At 72.1% G+C, this 14,548-nt stretch carries 12 protein-coding genes and 2 tRNA genes; 11 read left to right on the top strand and 3 right to left on the bottom strand.

Going from position 1 to position 14,548, the window contains the following annotated elements; genetic code table 11:
• Positions 1 to 103: 103 nt before the first annotated feature.
• On the top strand, positions 104 to 1,972 hold the full coding sequence (locus AC069K_RS18825) for a protein kinase domain-containing protein (protein WP_478617567.1): 1,869 nt from the start codon (positions 104 to 106) through the stop codon (positions 1,970 to 1,972).
• Here the strand turns inward: AC069K_RS18825 and AC069K_RS18820 are convergent.
• Positions 1,936 to 3,423, bottom strand: a complete 1,488-nt coding sequence (locus AC069K_RS18820; protein ID WP_478617564.1) for an amino acid permease — start codon at positions 3,421 to 3,423, stop codon at positions 1,936 to 1,938. The two genes, AC069K_RS18825 and AC069K_RS18820, sit on opposite strands and share 37 nt — an antisense overlap.
• Positions 3,424 to 3,640: 217 nt before the next feature.
• Here AC069K_RS18820 and AC069K_RS18815 point away from each other — a divergent pair, with 217 nt between their 5' ends.
• Positions 3,641 to 4,129, top strand: coding sequence for a ribose-5-phosphate isomerase (locus AC069K_RS18815; RefSeq protein WP_358831458.1), 489 nt, complete (start codon positions 3,641 to 3,643; stop codon positions 4,127 to 4,129).
• Positions 4,130 to 4,138: 9 nt separating this feature from the next.
• Positions 4,139 to 4,948, top strand: a complete 810-nt coding sequence (locus AC069K_RS18810; protein WP_478617560.1) for an Fpg/Nei family DNA glycosylase — start codon at positions 4,139 to 4,141, stop codon at positions 4,946 to 4,948.
• A gap of 12 nt (positions 4,949 to 4,960) precedes the next feature.
• On the opposite strand, the gene AC069K_RS18805 is transcribed toward AC069K_RS18810, so the two are convergent.
• Positions 4,961 to 6,190 carry a GNAT family N-acetyltransferase gene (locus AC069K_RS18805; protein WP_478617557.1) on the bottom strand — a complete coding sequence of 410 codons (1,230 nt, stop codon included), beginning with the start codon at positions 6,188 to 6,190 and terminating at the stop codon, positions 4,961 to 4,963.
• Between the two features lie 107 nt (positions 6,191 to 6,297).
• Here AC069K_RS18805 and AC069K_RS18800 point away from each other — a divergent pair, with 107 nt between their 5' ends.
• The 5 genes from AC069K_RS18800 (at position 6,298) to AC069K_RS18780 (ending at position 11,617) form a co-directional block, all read left to right on the top strand.
• Entirely contained in the window at positions 6,298 to 7,443 is a 1,146-nt protein-coding gene (locus tag AC069K_RS18800; protein ID WP_358831455.1) for a PP2C family protein-serine/threonine phosphatase, read from the top strand.
• A 145-nt stretch (positions 7,444 to 7,588) separates the two neighbouring features.
• On the top strand, positions 7,589 to 8,404 hold the full coding sequence (locus AC069K_RS18795) for an ABC transporter ATP-binding protein (RefSeq protein ID WP_478617553.1): 816 nt from the start codon (positions 7,589 to 7,591) through the stop codon (positions 8,402 to 8,404).
• On the top strand, positions 8,404 to 10,830 hold the full coding sequence (locus AC069K_RS18790; RefSeq protein ID WP_478617551.1) for an ABC transporter permease: 2,427 nt from the start codon (positions 8,404 to 8,406) through the stop codon (positions 10,828 to 10,830). The genes AC069K_RS18795 and AC069K_RS18790 overlap by 1 nt, the downstream gene beginning before the upstream one ends.
• 5 nt (positions 10,831 to 10,835) lie before the next feature.
• Complete coding sequence (locus AC069K_RS18785; RefSeq protein ID WP_478617548.1) at positions 10,836 to 11,294, top strand: HD domain-containing protein; 459 nt, start codon at positions 10,836 to 10,838, stop codon at positions 11,292 to 11,294.
• Between the two features lie 128 nt (positions 11,295 to 11,422).
• Positions 11,423 to 11,617, top strand: a complete 195-nt coding sequence (locus tag AC069K_RS18780) for a hypothetical protein (protein WP_067159004.1) — start codon at positions 11,423 to 11,425, stop codon at positions 11,615 to 11,617.
• 82 nt (positions 11,618 to 11,699) lie between these two features.
• Here the strand turns inward: AC069K_RS18780 and AC069K_RS18775 are convergent.
• A tRNA-Gly gene (locus AC069K_RS18775) sits at positions 11,700 to 11,773 on the bottom strand.
• 152 nt (positions 11,774 to 11,925) lie between these two features.
• Between AC069K_RS18775 and AC069K_RS18770 the strand changes: the two genes are divergently transcribed.
• The 3 genes from AC069K_RS18770 (at position 11,926) to AC069K_RS18760 (ending at position 14,544) form a co-directional block, all read left to right on the top strand.
• A tRNA-Pro gene (locus tag AC069K_RS18770) sits at positions 11,926 to 12,002 on the top strand.
• 199 nt (positions 12,003 to 12,201) lie between these two features.
• Positions 12,202 to 13,593 carry a trigger factor gene (tig, locus tag AC069K_RS18765; protein WP_478617544.1) on the top strand — a complete coding sequence of 464 codons (1,392 nt, stop codon included), beginning with the start codon at positions 12,202 to 12,204 and terminating at the stop codon, positions 13,591 to 13,593.
• A 333-nt stretch (positions 13,594 to 13,926) separates the two neighbouring features.
• The gene (locus AC069K_RS18760) at positions 13,927 to 14,544 is read left to right on the top strand and encodes an ATP-dependent Clp protease proteolytic subunit (protein ID WP_358831450.1); all 618 of its coding nucleotides are present in this window, start codon (positions 13,927 to 13,929) and stop codon (positions 14,542 to 14,544) included.
• The last annotated feature ends 4 nt before the right edge of the window (positions 14,545 to 14,548 follow it).

The raw sequence follows: 14,548 nt of genomic DNA, 5'->3' as shown, positions 1-14,548 counted from the left end.
AGTGCTGAGAAGGGTCCCACAAGATTTCGCGGAATTATGCTGTGATGGTGGCAAGTTCGTGTTTCTGTCCTGGGCGTACCAGGTACTGAGGGGGCGGGCGGTAATGCCGGGAATTCGGGGGCTGTTGGTCGCGGGGCGATACCGGCTCGACGCCACGATCGGCCAGGGCGGAATGGGGCGGGTGTGGCGGGCGTTCGACGACGTCCTCGACCGCCAGGTCGCCGTGAAGGAGATGCGGATGGGCGACCTCGACGCGGAGGACAGCCGCATCCGCCGCGAACGCACCCTGCGCGAGGCGCGGGCGACGGCCCGGATCGACCATCCGAACGTGGTGCGCGTCTATGACGTGGTGGAGGAGTCCGACCGCCTCTGGATCGTGATGGAACTGGTGGACGCGCGCTCCCTGGAACAACTCCTCATCGAGGACGGGCCGGTCGCCCCGCGCGAGGCGGCGCGGATCGGCCTGGGCCTGGTGGAGGCGCTGCGGGAGGTGCACGCGGTGGGGGTCCTGCACCGGGACATCAAGCCGGGGAACGTCCTGCTGGGCCGGACCGGCCGGGTGGTCCTGACCGACTTCGGCATCGCGGCGATCCAGGACGCGGCGGCGCTGACGGTGGTGGGGATGCTGGTCGGCTCCCCGGACTACATGGCGCCGGAGCGGGTGGGGGGCCGCCCCCAGGGCCCGGCGTCGGACCTGTGGTCGCTCGGGGCGACGCTGTGCGCGGCGGTGGGCGGCCAGTCCCCGTTCGCCCGCGAGACGACCCTGTCGACGCTGCACGCGGTCCTGTACGAGGAGCCCGAACTCCCGGCCGCTGCGGGCCCCCTGACCCCCGTCCTGGCGTCCCTCCTCAAGAAGGACCCGGCCGACCGCCCGACCCTGGACACCCTGTCGGCGCTCCTGCTCCCGACAGCGGCCCCACCCACACTCCTGTCCCCGGCTCCGCATCCCCCCACGGTGGCGGTACACCGAACGACGCCGAACCCCCCGCACGACGTGAGGGACCGGCCGGCACCGGGGGACCCGGGGCAAGGCACCGGGGGAGCCGCGGGGACCGAGGCCCCGGCGAACCAGCCTCCACCCGCACCAGAGGCACCCCCACCGGCCCCGGGGAGCAGCCCCGAGCGGGCTGTGGGGAACGAGGGCCCCGTGCGGGGGGTCGGGGGCGTAGCCGCGGCGAACCAGCCTCCACCCGCACCAGAGGCACCCCCACCGGCCCCGGGGAGCAGCCCCGAGCAGGCTGTGGGGAACGAGGGCCCCGTGCGGGGGTTCGGGGGCGTAGCCCCGGTGAGCCCGTCCCCTCCCGCGCCCGAAGTACCCCTTCCGCCCCCACCCGCCCCGGCGCGTCAGCCTCAGCCCACCCCCCGGCCGCCCGCCCAGGGCTTCGGGGAAGGGGCGGGGTGGGGGAGTCGCCGCCGTGCGGCCCTCGCCGCCCTCGCCGTCACCGCCGTGGCGGCGACCACCACCCTCGTCCTCACCACCACCCACCACCAGGGCCACCCCACCCCCAGCCACACCCCCACTCCCACCCCCACCGTCGCCGGCACCTCCCGTCCCCCCGGCACCCGCGACGAGACCGGCTTCGCCTGGGCGCCCCCCGCCGCATGGACGCGGACCGCCAAGAGCCCCTCCAACGTCCACTACCACGCCCCCGGCGGAAAACAGGAGATCGCCGCCTCGTACGCACTCGTACGCGGCGGCGATCTCCTCACCCAGTGGCGGGAAGCCGAACAGGGCTCCCACGACGTCCCGGGCTACCGCGCCATCCGGCTGGAGCGGACCACCTTCCACGGCCGCCCGGCCGTCGTGTGGGACTACCACTTCACTCAGGACGGCGCCCCCTGGAAGGCCCGCCAGACGGGCTTCGACGAGGGCGGCAAGTCGTACCAGATCAACATCTGGTACCTCGCCGCCACCGAGGACGAAGCCCTGCGCACCTACTCCGCGGTGGCCTCGTCCTTCACACCGCTCTGAACGGCGGAGCCGCGCTGCGTGAAGTCCCGCACCAGCGCGATGGCCACGACCACGGCCGCCACCAGCAGCGACAGCAGCACCTGCTTGCGCCCGGCGTCGTCCGTCAGCATGTACACCAGCACGAACGAGATCATCGCGATCGTCGCCCACGTCAGATACGGGAAGAGCCACATCTTGACCGTCAGCTTCTCCGGCGTCTCGCGCAGGATGATCCCGCGCATCCGCAGCTGCGTGAAGCAGATGACCAGCCACACGAACAGCGCGACCGCGCCCGAGGAGTTCAGCAGGAAGTCGAAGACGGTGTCGGGCCACTTGTAGTTGAAGAAGACCGCGACGAACCCGAAGAGGACCGAGCAGAGGATGGCCGCCTGCGGCACGCCCCGCGCGTTGGTACGGGCGAAGGCGCGCGGCGCGTCACCGCGCTGGCCGAGCGAGAAGGCCATGCGGGAGGCGGTGTACAGGCCGGAGTTGAGGCAGGAGAGCACCGCCGTCAGCACGATCACGTTCATGATCTGCCCGGCGTGCGGGATGCCGATCGAGTTGAGCGCGGCGACGTACGAGCCGTCCTTGACGATCGCCGGGTCGTTCCACTTCAGCAGGGTGAGCACGACGAGGATCGAGCCGAGGTAGAAGACGCCGATGCGCCAGATCACGCTGTTGGTGGCCTTGGTGACGGCGCGCTGCGGGTCCTCGGACTCGCCGGCGGCCAGCGTGACGATCTCGCTGCCCATGAAGGAGAAGACGACCATCAGCACACCGGTGAGGATGGCCCCGGCGCCCTTCGGCATGAATCCGCCGGCATCGGTCAGATGCGCGAACCCGTCCCCGGGGTTGTCCGAGCCGGGCAGGATGCCGAAGACGGCGAGCAGCCCGATGGCGACGAAGGCGCCGATGGCGACGACCTTGATCCCCGCGAACCAGAACTCGAACTCCCCGTACGAGGAGACGGAGACGAGGTTGGTGGCCGTCAGCACGATCATCACGATCAGCGCCCAGCCCCACTGCGGGACCGCCCCGACCCAGCCGTGCAGGATCTTCGCCCCGGCGGTCGCCTCGACGGCGAGCACCACGACCCAGAAGAACCAGTAGAGCCAGCCGATGGAGAAGCCGGCCCAGCGGCCGAGCGCGCGGTCGGCGTAGGCCGAGAACGAGCCGGAGGTCGGCCGCGCGGCGGCCATCTCGCCCAGCATGCGCATGACGAAGACGACCATCAGGCCGACGAGCGCGTACGAGAGCAGGATGGCGGGACCGGCCGCGGCGATGCCGGAGCTGGAGCCGACGAAGAGCCCGGCGCCGATGACACCGCCGATGGCGATCATCGACAGATGACGGTTCTTGAGACCGGCCTGGAGGCCGCCTGAGCCGTGCGGGGCGCCGACGACGGGGGAGTCGGGCGTTCCGGGATCGCCCGGTCGGCCGTCTTCCTTCGCAAGGGAGGGTTGCGAGGTCATGGACGAATCCTTAGGTCTAAAGGTCGCTCGGGTTACGAACCAACGCATTGAAGCCCGGTACTCCCAGGTACGGAAGGCCTGACTCCGAATCGTGATGAGGGGCACAACCGCCCAAGTCGGGAGGAACAAGGTCATCGGCCGGGTCGTCGGCCACCGGGACGAGGGCCCCTCACCCCGATGAACCCTGCCCGGCCGCTCGCATGCCACACTCGGGGGCATGCGCGTGTACCTCGGTTCAGACCATGCCGGATACGAACTCAAGAACCACCTGGTCGAATGGCTCACGGCCCATGGCCACGAGGCCGTCGACTGCGGTCCCCACATCTACGACGCCCAGGACGACTACCCGCCGTTCTGCCTGCGCGCCGCCGAGAAGACGGCCGCGGACCCGGACTCGCTGGGCATCGTGATCGGCGGCTCCGGCAACGGTGAGCAGATCGCCGCGAACAAGGTGAAGGGCGTACGGGCGGCCCTGGCCTGGAGCGAGCAGACGGCGGCGCTGGGCCGTGAGCACAACAACGCGAACGTGATCTCCATCGGTGGGCGGATGCACACCCAGGAGGAGGCGACCAAGTTCGTGGAGATCTTCCTGAGCACGCCGTACTCGAACGAGGAGCGCCACACGCGCCGCATCGAGATGCTGTCCGCGTACGAGACGACGGGCGAGCTCCCGGCGATCCCCGCGCACCACCCGCAGCAGGGCTGACCCGGCCCGATGCCCGAGGGCCATACGATCCACCGGCTGGCCGCCGACCACGCGGAGCGGTTCGGCGGCCGCCGGGTGCGCGCGTCCAGCCCGCAGGGCAAGTTCTCCGACGGGGCGGCCCTGGCCGACGGCCAGGTGCTGACGTCCGCCGAGGCGCACGGCAAGCACCTGTTCCTGGGCTTCGGCGGGACGGGCTGGATCCACGTCCACCTGGGCCTGTTCGGGAAGTACGCGCTCGGTGACGGTCCGCCGCCCCCGCCGACCGAGACGATCCGCCTGCGCCTCACCGCCGGCACCGGATACGCCGACCTGCGCGGTCCGACGACCTGCGCGCTGATCACCGACCCCGAGAAGCGGGCGATACACGACCGGCTGGGCCCGGACCCGCTGCGCCCGTCCGACGACGGCGAGAAGGCGTGGGCGCGGATCTCGCGGAGCCGGACGACGATCGCGGCGCTGCTGATGGACCAGAAGGTCATCGCGGGCGTCGGGAACGTGTACCGGGCGGAGGTCCTGTTCCGCCACGGCGTGGATCCCTACCGGGCGGGCCGTGACGTGCGGCGTTCCGAGTGGGACGCGATGTGGGAGGACCTGGCGGGGCTGATGCGGGAGGGCGTGCGCCTGAACCGCATCGACACCGTGCGTCCGGAGCACACGCCCGAGGCGATGGGGCGCCCGCCGCGCGTGGACGACCACGGGGGTGAGGTGTACGTGTACCGCCGCGCGCACCTGCCGTGCCACGTCTGCGGCACGGAGATCCGCACGGCGGACCTGGCGGCGCGGAACCTGTTCTGGTGCCCCGTCTGCCAGACCGCCTGACTCACCCCACCGTCAGAACCCGTGCGGCAGCCACGGCGCCACCGGTGTCGTGAACGCCACCGACGCCTCCCGCAGGGCGCCCTCCCGCAGCTCCTCGACCTGCCCGGCCGCCGCGAGCGAGCCGAGGGAGGGACCCCCCAGGTAGGCCGCGCCCAACTCCCGTACGGACAGCGCCAGATCGGCCGTGTCCGTCGTGCGCGAGCACACCGCCCCCTTGATGTCCCCGCTCAGCCGCCACCGCCCCGCGTTCCATCCGCAGAACGCGTCGGCCACCTCGAACACCACGTCCACCGGCGCCGAGTACGTCCGGGACGCCAGCGCCGCCCCGACGTCCACCAGCCGTACGTACATCCCGTCCCGCACCCGCGCCCCGCACCGCCGCACATCGGAGACGAGGTGCAGCAGCGGGTCGTCCACCGGGCGGTTGCCCGCCTTCACCGTCGACGTCAGGTCGATCTCGCAGAGGAAGCGCCACAGCGCGCCGTACACGGCGGGATCGTCCGCGCCGATGTCCCGCAGCGTCACGACCCCCTTCGGCCCCGCCGCGTCCCACACCGGCTTGGTGTGGAAACGGACGTACCCCACGACCTCACCGCCCCGCGAGGCGAGCACGCACTGCGCCGGCGACGCCCCGTCCCGCGAGTCCGCCGGGTCGAGCAGTGGATGCCGCTCCCAGCCCGGCGCACGCAGGAACCGGCCCGCGCGCGTCCCCGCCGCGCGCCCGTGGACCTCCTCGCACACCGAAGCGGCCTCGGCGACCGGCACGTACCGCAACGTCACGTCGTCCCCGCCGCCGGGCACCTCCACCCGCACCCGCGAGGAGTCGATCTCCAGCCCCAGCTGCTGGGTGGCCAGGCCGAACCCGAACCGGCCGTAGATCCCCGCCTCGGACGCCGTGAGCACGGCGAGCGACAGGCCCTCCTCGCGCAGCACGTCGAGCTGCGCCCGCATCATCGAGCGGAGGATCCCCCTGCGCCGGTGCGTCGCCGCGACACCCACCGCGCTGACCGCCCCGGTCGGCACGAACTGGCCCCCCGGAACCTCCACCGACAGCGCGAAGGTCTGCGTCGTCCCGACGACGCGCTCCCCCTCGTACGCCGCCAGGCACCGCCTCCGGTCGATCACCGTGTGCCAGAACTCCTCCAGCTCCGGATCCTCCGGGACACCCCCGAAAACCCGCTCCACCGCCGCGTACCACTCGTCGAAGTCGGCCGGGTCCAGCGCACGTACATCCACAGTCATACGCCATGACTACCAGCGCGTATGCCATCCGGTCGACCGGATTTCGAACGCATGGCCACAGGGGTCCCCCTGCGCACGCGCGCGTCCGCTGGATAGGGTCACCGGCAATGGCACGTCGCGCGGGAGCGGTCTCGTTCAGTGCCCGGTGGCGCAAGTCCGCGCACCGGGCACGCATCGCGCTGCGCAAGTCGGGGGTCGACTACTTCCGCGGTGACGGCTCCGACTGGATCGCCCTCGTGGGCCTCCTCCTCACCGTGCCCGCGATCGCCGGCGCCACACTCGTCTCACCCGTCTGGTGCGCCCCCAGCGCCCTCACCCTCCCCATCGTCGCGGGCGGCGTCCTGCTCCGCCCGGCGAGCCTGCTCGGGCTGTACGCGGCCGCCGCGCTCGCGCTGATCGTGGAGTCCGTCCAGCTCGGCCCCTACACCGAGGGCCCCGCCCGGGTCACCCCCGGCACCGTCCTGGTGGTCGCCGCGTGCGGCCTGTTCGGGCTGCTCATCGCCCAGTTCCGGGCGCGCGTCGGCGTGCCCTGGCGGCGCGGCGGCACCATGCTCTTCGACCTGCGCGAACGCATCCGCGTCCAGTCGGCGCTGCCGCGGCTGCCGCGCGGCTGGCACCGCGAGATGGCCCTGCGCCCGGCCGGCGGCCAGTCCTTCTCCGGTGACTTCGTCGTGGCCGCCAGGACCAACGGCAACCGGACCCTGGAAGTCGTCCTCACCGACGTCTCCGGCAAGGGCATGGACGCGGGCTCGCGCGCGCTGCTGCTGTCCGGCGCGTTCGGCGGCCTCCTCGGCTCGCTGCCGCCGCACGGCTTCCTGCCGGCCGCCAACGGCTATCTGCTCCGCCAGAACTGGGACGAGGGGTTCGCCACCTCCATCCACCTCGTCCTGGACCTCGACTCCGGCGACTACGAACTGCTCTCCGCCGGACACCTCCCCGCGCTCCACCTCCAGGCCGGCTCCGGCCGCTGGCGCGAGGTGTCGGGGGAGGGGCCGCTGCTCGGGGTGTACGACCGGGCCGAGTTCCACCCGGTGAAGGGCTCCCTCGGCCCCGGCGACGTCCTGATGCTGTTCACGGACGGCCTGGTCGAGACGGCCGAACGCGATATCGCGGAGGGCATCGACCGCCTCACGGGCGAGGCCGACCGCTATGTCACGACCGGCTTCGAGGGCGCGGCCTGGCATCTGATCGAGGCGGTCGCGAAGGACGTCAACGACGACCGCGCGCTCCTGCTGATCAGGCGGGACGCCTGAGACACCCGGAAGCGGACGGGCCAGCTCCGGCCCGGGGGTAGGGCTTTCCCCACCCCTGATCCGCCGGGAGCCGCCATGGTCCGCGACCTGCGGTGATCCGTAGCTTCGACGTATCGGAAACGGACGTACGAGGAGAGGCCGGGCGATGGCACTGCGACGGGGCAAGCGGCGGAACACACCGGTCGAGGGCGCCGAGGGCGACCCCGGCTGGGCCGTCGAGCTGCGCGGGGTGCGGCGCCAGTACGGGCGCGGCGGCTCGGCCGTGCACGCCCTGCGGGGGATCGACATCGCGCTGCCGCGCGGCAGCTTCACGGCGGTGATGGGGCCCTCGGGCTCCGGCAAGTCGACCTTCCTCCAGTGCGCGGCGGGCCTCGACCGGCCCACCGGCGGATCCGTGCGGCTCGGCGGGACCGAGATCACCGGCATGAGCGAGAACAAGCTGACCGAACTGCGCCGGGCCCGCCTCGGCTTCGTCTTCCAGGCCTTCAACCTGCTGCCGTCCCTGACCGTCGAGCAGAACGTGGTGCTGCCGATGCGCCTCGCCGGACGGCGCCCCGACCGGCGCCGGGCCGACGAGCTGCTGGGGCAGGTGGGGCTCGCGGGCAAGGGGCGGCGACGGCCCGGGGAGCTGTCCGGCGGGCAGCAGCAGCGCGTGGCGATCGCCCGCGCGCTGGTGACCCGCCCGGACGTGGTCTTCGCGGACGAACCCACGGGCGCGCTGGACACCACGACCGCCGCCGAGGTGCTGACCCTGCTGCGCACCGCCGTGGACGGCATGGGCGCGACCGTCGTCATGGTCACCCACGACCCCGGCGCCGCCGCCTACGCCGACCAGGTCCTCTTCCTCGCGGACGGCTCGATCGTCGACGCCCTCACCCGCGCCCCGGCGGCGGACATCGCCTCCCGGATGCGCTCCCTGACCGCCCGGCCCACGGCCGCCTACGCCGGAACGGCCGCCTGATGCGCACCAACGGCCTCGCCCGCGCGGCGCTCCGCTTCAAGCCGTCCGCGTTCGCCGGGACCTTCATCGCCCTGTTCATGGCCGCGATGATCGTCTCCGCGTGCGGGATCCTCCTGGAGACCGGGCTGCGCGCCTCCGTCCCGGCCGAGCGGTACGCTGGCGCCCCCGTGATCGCCGCCGCCGACCAGCAGGCCCACTACACCACCGGCAGCGGCGAGGACCGGGAGACCGAGTCCGTCGCGCTGCCCGACAAGGCCCGCCTCGACGCCGCCCTCGCCGCCCGCGCGGCCTCGGCCCCCGGCGCCGCCACCGCGATCGCGGACGTCTCCTTTCCCGTACGGAAGGGACATGCGCCCGGTACCGCCCACGGCTGGGGCTCGACCGCCTTCACCGGGACGAAGCTCGCCTCCGGCACCCCGCCCCGCACCGGCCAGGTGGTGACCGGCGACGGCGCCGCCCCCGGACAGCGCGTGACCCTCGACACCCCCTCCGGCACCCGGCAGTTCACGGTGTCCGGCACCACCGACAGCCCCGGCACGGTGTGGTTCGCCGACACCCAGGCCCTCGCCCTCTCCGGGCACCCCGGCAAGGCCGACGCCATCGCGGTGCTGCCCAGGCCCGGCGTCGACGCCTCCGCGCTCGCCGCCCAGGTCGCCCAGCGGCTCGGGGACGCCGCCGAGGTCCACACCGGCGACGACCGGGGCTCCGTCGAGACCCCGGGCCTGGCCTACGCCAAGGAGATGCTGACCGCGCTCGGCGGCTCCTTCGGCGGCGTGGCCACCGCCGTCGCCGTCTTCACCGCCGCCGGGACCGTCACCCTCTCGGTGGGCCAGCGCCGCCGCGAGTACGCCCTGCTGCGCGCCATCGGCGCGACCCCGCGCCAGATCCGGCGCACCATCGCCACCGAGACCCTGCTCGTCGCCCCGCTTGCCGGAGCCCTCGGCTGCCTGCCCGGCGTGGCGCTGGCGACCTGGTGGTTCGGCCGGCTCCGCGACAAGGGCGCGGTCCCGGGGGCCGTGGAGCTCTCGGTGTCGTGGATCCCGCTGCTGGCGGCGGGCGGCGCGGCCGTGCTGACCTCCTTCCTCTCCGGCTACCTGGCGGCCCGCCGCCCCTCCCGCGTCAAGCCCGGCGAGGCCCTGCGGGACGCGTCCGTGGAGCGGCTGCGGCCCGGCTGGATCCGCACCCCGCTGGGCGTGGCGGCCCTGGGCGGCGGCATCGCGCTCTCGGGTGTGGCCGCCGCCGAGAAGGGCGAGGACGCCGCCAACGCGGCCCTGGGCGTGGTCATGCTGTTCATGCTGGCCGTGGCGCTGCTCGGCCCGCTGATCGCCCGGGCCTGCGCGGGACTGTTCGGGCTGCCGCTGCGCGCGGCGGGCGCCCCGGCCTCGCTCGCGGCCGCCAACTCCCGCACCAACGCCCGCCGGCTGGCCTCCGCGATCACCCCGATCGTGCTGGCGACGGCGTTCTCCTCCACCCTCGTCTTCCTGCACACCAGCGAGGACCGCGTCACCGAGAAGCAGCAGCGGGCGGGCCTCGTCGCGGACCGCGTGATCACCGGCCCGGACGGTCTGGCCCCGGACTCCGTGGCCCGGGCGAAGGCCACCCCGGGCGTCACCACGGCGGTGGGCCTGACCCGTACGTCCGTGCTGGTCCACTCCGGCGGCAGCCTCCAGCCGGTCTCCACCCAGGGCTTCACCGGCACGGGCGCCGACCTGGCCCGCGTCCAGGACCTGGGCGTACGCACGGGCTCCCTCACCGCCCTGGTCCCCGGCACGATCGCCCTCGACAAGACCCTCGCCGCCGACCTGAAGGCCCGCGTCGGAAGCCGTCTCGCCCTGCTCCTGCCCGACGGTACGAAGGCCTCCCCGACAGTCGTGGCCACGTACGCGAGGGGACTGGGCCTGTCCCAGGTCACCCTCCCGCAGAGCGACCTGGCGCCCCACACCACCACCGTGCGCGCCCCCACGGAACTCCTCATCGAGGGCGCCGTCCGCCCCGCCGCGCTGGCACCGCTCGGCACGGTCACGGACGCGGCCGGCTACGCCACGGCCAAGAGCCTGGACCGCGAGCTGAACGCCTGGGCCAACACCACCATGGCGGCCGTCCTCGGCGGCTTCGCGGCCGTCGCGGCGGCGAACACGCTGGTCATGACCGTCCTGGACCGCCGCCGCGAGCTCGGCACCCTGCGCCTGATCGGCACCACCCGCCGCCAGGTCCTGGGCATGGTCCGCTGGGAGGCCCTGCTGGTGACCTCGGCGGGCCTGGTGCTCGGCACGGCCATCGCCCTGGCCACCCTCTTCCCGATGACCAACGGCCTGACCGGCGAGAACCCGTACATCCCGCCCTTCCTGTACGGCTCGTTCGCCGCCGGCGTCCTGGGCCTGGGCCTCGCCTCCACGGCGCTGCCCGCCCGCGCGGCCCTACGCTGAACCGCATGCTCACACTCCCCGAGGTCGAGGCCGTCGCACGGGCGGCCCACGCGGATCAGACCGACAAGGCGGGCCGCCCCTACACCGAACACCTGGCGGCCGTGGCCGAGGGCGTACGCGCGCGCGGCGGCAGCGAGGCGCAGATCGCGGCGGCCTGGCTGCACGACTCGGTGGAGGACGCGGCCCTGCCGCCGGGCTGGCTGGAGGAGGCGGAACTGGCGCCCGGGGTGCGGGAGATGGTGAGGGCGCTCACCAAGGAGCCCGGCGAGGACCTTCCCGCGTACACGGCCAGGATCCTCGCCACCCCGGGAGCGCTGCTGGTCAAGGAGGCGGACCTGGCCCACAACGCGGACCCCGCCCGCCTCGCCGTCCTCGACCCGGCGACCCGGTCCCGCCTCACCCGCAAGTACGCCACCACCCGCGCGCTCCTGGAACTCCCGGACCCGCACGCACGTTTGGGGTGATGCATACCTTGGCTATGTGTCAGGCGGCAGGACCTGGAGGGGTGTTGGTGGCACGATGGACCCCGCGGGGTGTGCTCGGCGGCACACTCCGGGCCGGCAAGGCGGACCGACCAAGGGTGTGATCAGTTGTGGCCATTTCACTGTCTGTGGTGCTGCTGTTGGCGATCGTCCTCGTGGTGATGATCCGCGGCGGTTCCATCAAGACCGGCCCGGCCATAGTCGCCGCGCTCTTCGGATTCTTCATGGCGTCGACCGGAATGGCGCCGTCGATACAGCGCTTCCTGAACTCGCTCGCGGACACGATCAACCAGATCAAGTTCTGAGCGGACGGCGTTCTCGCGACGCGCTCGGGGAGACCCGGGAAACACCTCGGGCCCGATGAGACTGGTCACCGGGCCCGAGGGGTGGAGCGGGCGACGGGAATCGAACCCGCGTAGCTAGTTTGGAAGACTAGGGCTCTACCATTGAGCTACGCCCGCGTGCGCCGCGCCGCAGGTCGGGAACGACCGCGGCACGAAGAGCATCGTAGCGGGTCACCCCCCGCGCGCGCACACCGCGTCCGGCCGCGCGGCCCGCCGCGGAAAGCGGCCGACGTATTCCTCGCGGGCATGTACCCTACGTGTCGCACCGACGGGGTGTGGCGCAGCTTGGTAGCGCGTCCGCTTTGGGAGCGGAAGGCCGTGGGTTCAAATCCCGCCACCCCGACCAGCGCCTCGCACGATCTTCGGAGCGCGCCTTGCGCGATCTCCGCACACAAGATCACATTGTGGGTGACATCCCGCTTGCGGTTACTATGCAAGCTGCGTGCCCGTGTGTCTGATGAATCCGATGAACCGGGCCCGATCCGCCCGCGGCCGTCGGCCACCGGGTAGAACCCCCCAGAAGTCAGCCACAAGGAGACCGAACCGTGAAGAGCGCCGTGGAGACCCTGAACCCGACTCGGGTTCGGCTCACTGTCGAGGTGCCCTTCGAGGAGCTCAAGGACAGCCTCGACGCGGCGTACAAGAAGATCAACCAGCAGGTCACGGTCAAGGGCTTCCGCAAGGGCAAGATCCCGGCCCGCGTCATCGACCAGCGGTTCGGCCGTGGTGCTGTGCTGGAGGAGGCCGTCAACGACGCCCTCCCGAAGTTCTACACCGAGGCGGTCAACGAGGCCGAGCTGAACCCGCTCGGCCAGCCGGAGGTCGACATCACGGAGCTGAAGGACGGCGAGACGCTGAACTTCACCGCCGAGGTCGACATCCGCCCGACCATCGAGATCCCGGACTACTCGGGCATCGAGGTCACCGTCGACGCCGTCGAGGTCTCCGACGAGGACGTCGAGAAGGCCGTCTCCGACCTGCGTGAGCGCTTCGCCTCGACCTCCCCGGTCGAGCGCGCCGCCCAGGACGGCGACGTCGTGACGATCGACCTGGAGGCCAAGGTCGACGGCGAGGTCCTGGAGGACGGCGTCGCCGAGGGTGTCTCGTACACCATCGGCTCCGGCGAGCTCCTCGACGGCATCGACGAGGCCGTCAAGGGCCTGGAGGCCGGTGGCGAGGCCACCTTCACCTCCCAGCTCAAGGGCGGCTCGGCCGAGGGCAAGGACGCCGAGGTCACCGTCAAGGTCACCCAGGTCGCCGCGCGCGAACTGCCGGAGCTGGACGACGACTTCGCGCAGCTCGCCTCCGAGTTCGACACCCTCGACGAGCTCAAGGCCGACAGCCGCAAGCGCCTCGAGAACATGAAGCAGTTCGACCAGGCCACCCAGGCCCAGGAGCGCGTGCTCGACGAACTGCTGAAGATCACCGAGGTCCCGATCCCCGAGAAGCTCCTCGCGGACGAGATCCAGACGCGCAAGCACAACCTCGAGCACCACCAGCTCGGCCAGATGGGCCTCGACCTCGCCAAGTACCTGGAGATCCAGGGCAAGACGCAGGAAGAGTTCGACGCCGAGACCGAGGAAGCGGCCGTCAAGGGCATCAAGACGCAGTTCATCCTCGACGAGCTCGTCAACAAGGAGAAGCTGAACGTCAACCAGGAGGAGCTCACCGAGCACCTGGTGCGCCGTGCCGCCTCCTCCGGTATGTCCCCCGACCAGTTCGCCCAGGCCGTCGTCGAGGGCGGCCAGGTGCCGATGCTCGTCGGCGAGGTCGCCCGCGGCAAGGCGCTGGCCGTGGTCGTCGAGTCCGCCAAGGTCGTCGACACCAACGGTGAGGTCGTCGACCTGGAGGATGACGAGGACGAGGCCGCCGAGGCCGGCGAGACGGAGGCCGTGGAGGCCGCCGCCGACGACGCCGAGGAGAAGACCGAGGCCTGAGCCTCGACCGCACCTCGTACGCCAGGCACCGCCTGACCACGTACGACGTACGTAAGGAGGGGCCCGCGACGCAGCCGCGTCCGGGCCCTTCCGCGTACCCGCCCCGGGGCGGCGCCCGCACGCCCCGTGGCCGGTTCCGCACGGGCCCGCCCTTCAACCACCTTGCGCTCCGAGCGAACAGTTCGGGAACCGGGATGGCGTTGTCCTACCTGCGCGTTAGGGTCCATGAATACGGGGGTGGAGTCAGCCGGTGACGAGTCGGCCCCAAAGGCCCCGCCCTCTGAACGAAGACGCTGAGACGGTTGAAGCCGTCAGAGACGAGCAGGTGGATACGTGACGAATCTGATGCCTTACGCCGCCGGCGAGCCGTCCCTCGGTGGTGGCCTCGGCGACCATGTCTACAACCGGCTGCTCAACGAGCGCATCATCTTCCTCGGCCAGCAGGTCGACGACGACATCGCGAACAAGATCACGGCGCAGCTGCTCCTCCTGGCCGCCGAGCCGGAGAAGGACATCTACCTCTACATCAACAGCCCCGGCGGCTCGGTGACGGCCGGCATGGCGATCTACGACACCATGCAGTACATCCCGAACGACGTGGTCACGATCGGTATGGGCATGGCGGCCTCGATGGGCCAGTTCCTGCTCACCGGCGGCGCCCCCGGCAAGCGCTTCGCCCTGCCGAACACCGACATCCTGATGCACCAGGGCTCCGCCGGCATCGGCGGCACCGCCTCGGACATCAAGATCCAGGCCGAGTACCTGCTGCGTACGAAGACGCGCATGGCGGAGATCACCGCCCGCCACTCGGGCCAGACGGTGGAGACGATCATCCGCGACGGCGACCGCGACCGCTGGTACACGGCGGAAGAGGCCAAGGAGTACGGCCTCATCGACGAGATCATGGCCCACGCGGCCGGTGTTCCTGGCGGCGGCGGCACCGGGGCCTGAGCCC

Source organism: Streptomyces sp. NPDC043908 (assembly GCF_056435525.1).
This window is presented reverse-complemented; position numbering and strand designations above follow the sequence as displayed.

Coding starts and splice junctions, on each gene's coding strand:
- AC069K_RS18805 (WP_478617557.1), bottom strand. CDS start 6,190: ATGACTGTGGATGTACGTGCGCTGGACCCGGCCGACTTCGACGAGTGG.
- AC069K_RS18815 (WP_358831458.1), top strand. CDS start 3,641: ATGCGCGTGTACCTCGGTTCAGACCATGCCGGATACGAACTCAAGAAC.
- AC069K_RS18785 (WP_478617548.1), top strand. CDS start 10,836: ATGCTCACACTCCCCGAGGTCGAGGCCGTCGCACGGGCGGCCCACGCG.
- AC069K_RS18795 (WP_478617553.1), top strand. CDS start 7,589: ATGGCACTGCGACGGGGCAAGCGGCGGAACACACCGGTCGAGGGCGCC.
- AC069K_RS18810 (WP_478617560.1), top strand. CDS start 4,139: ATGCCCGAGGGCCATACGATCCACCGGCTGGCCGCCGACCACGCGGAG.
- AC069K_RS18820 (WP_478617564.1), bottom strand. CDS start 3,423: ATGACCTCGCAACCCTCCCTTGCGAAGGAAGACGGCCGACCGGGCGAT.
- AC069K_RS18790 (WP_478617551.1), top strand. CDS start 8,404: ATGCGCACCAACGGCCTCGCCCGCGCGGCGCTCCGCTTCAAGCCGTCC.
- AC069K_RS18800 (WP_358831455.1), top strand. CDS start 6,298: ATGGCACGTCGCGCGGGAGCGGTCTCGTTCAGTGCCCGGTGGCGCAAG.
- AC069K_RS18825 (WP_478617567.1), top strand. CDS start 104: ATGCCGGGAATTCGGGGGCTGTTGGTCGCGGGGCGATACCGGCTCGAC.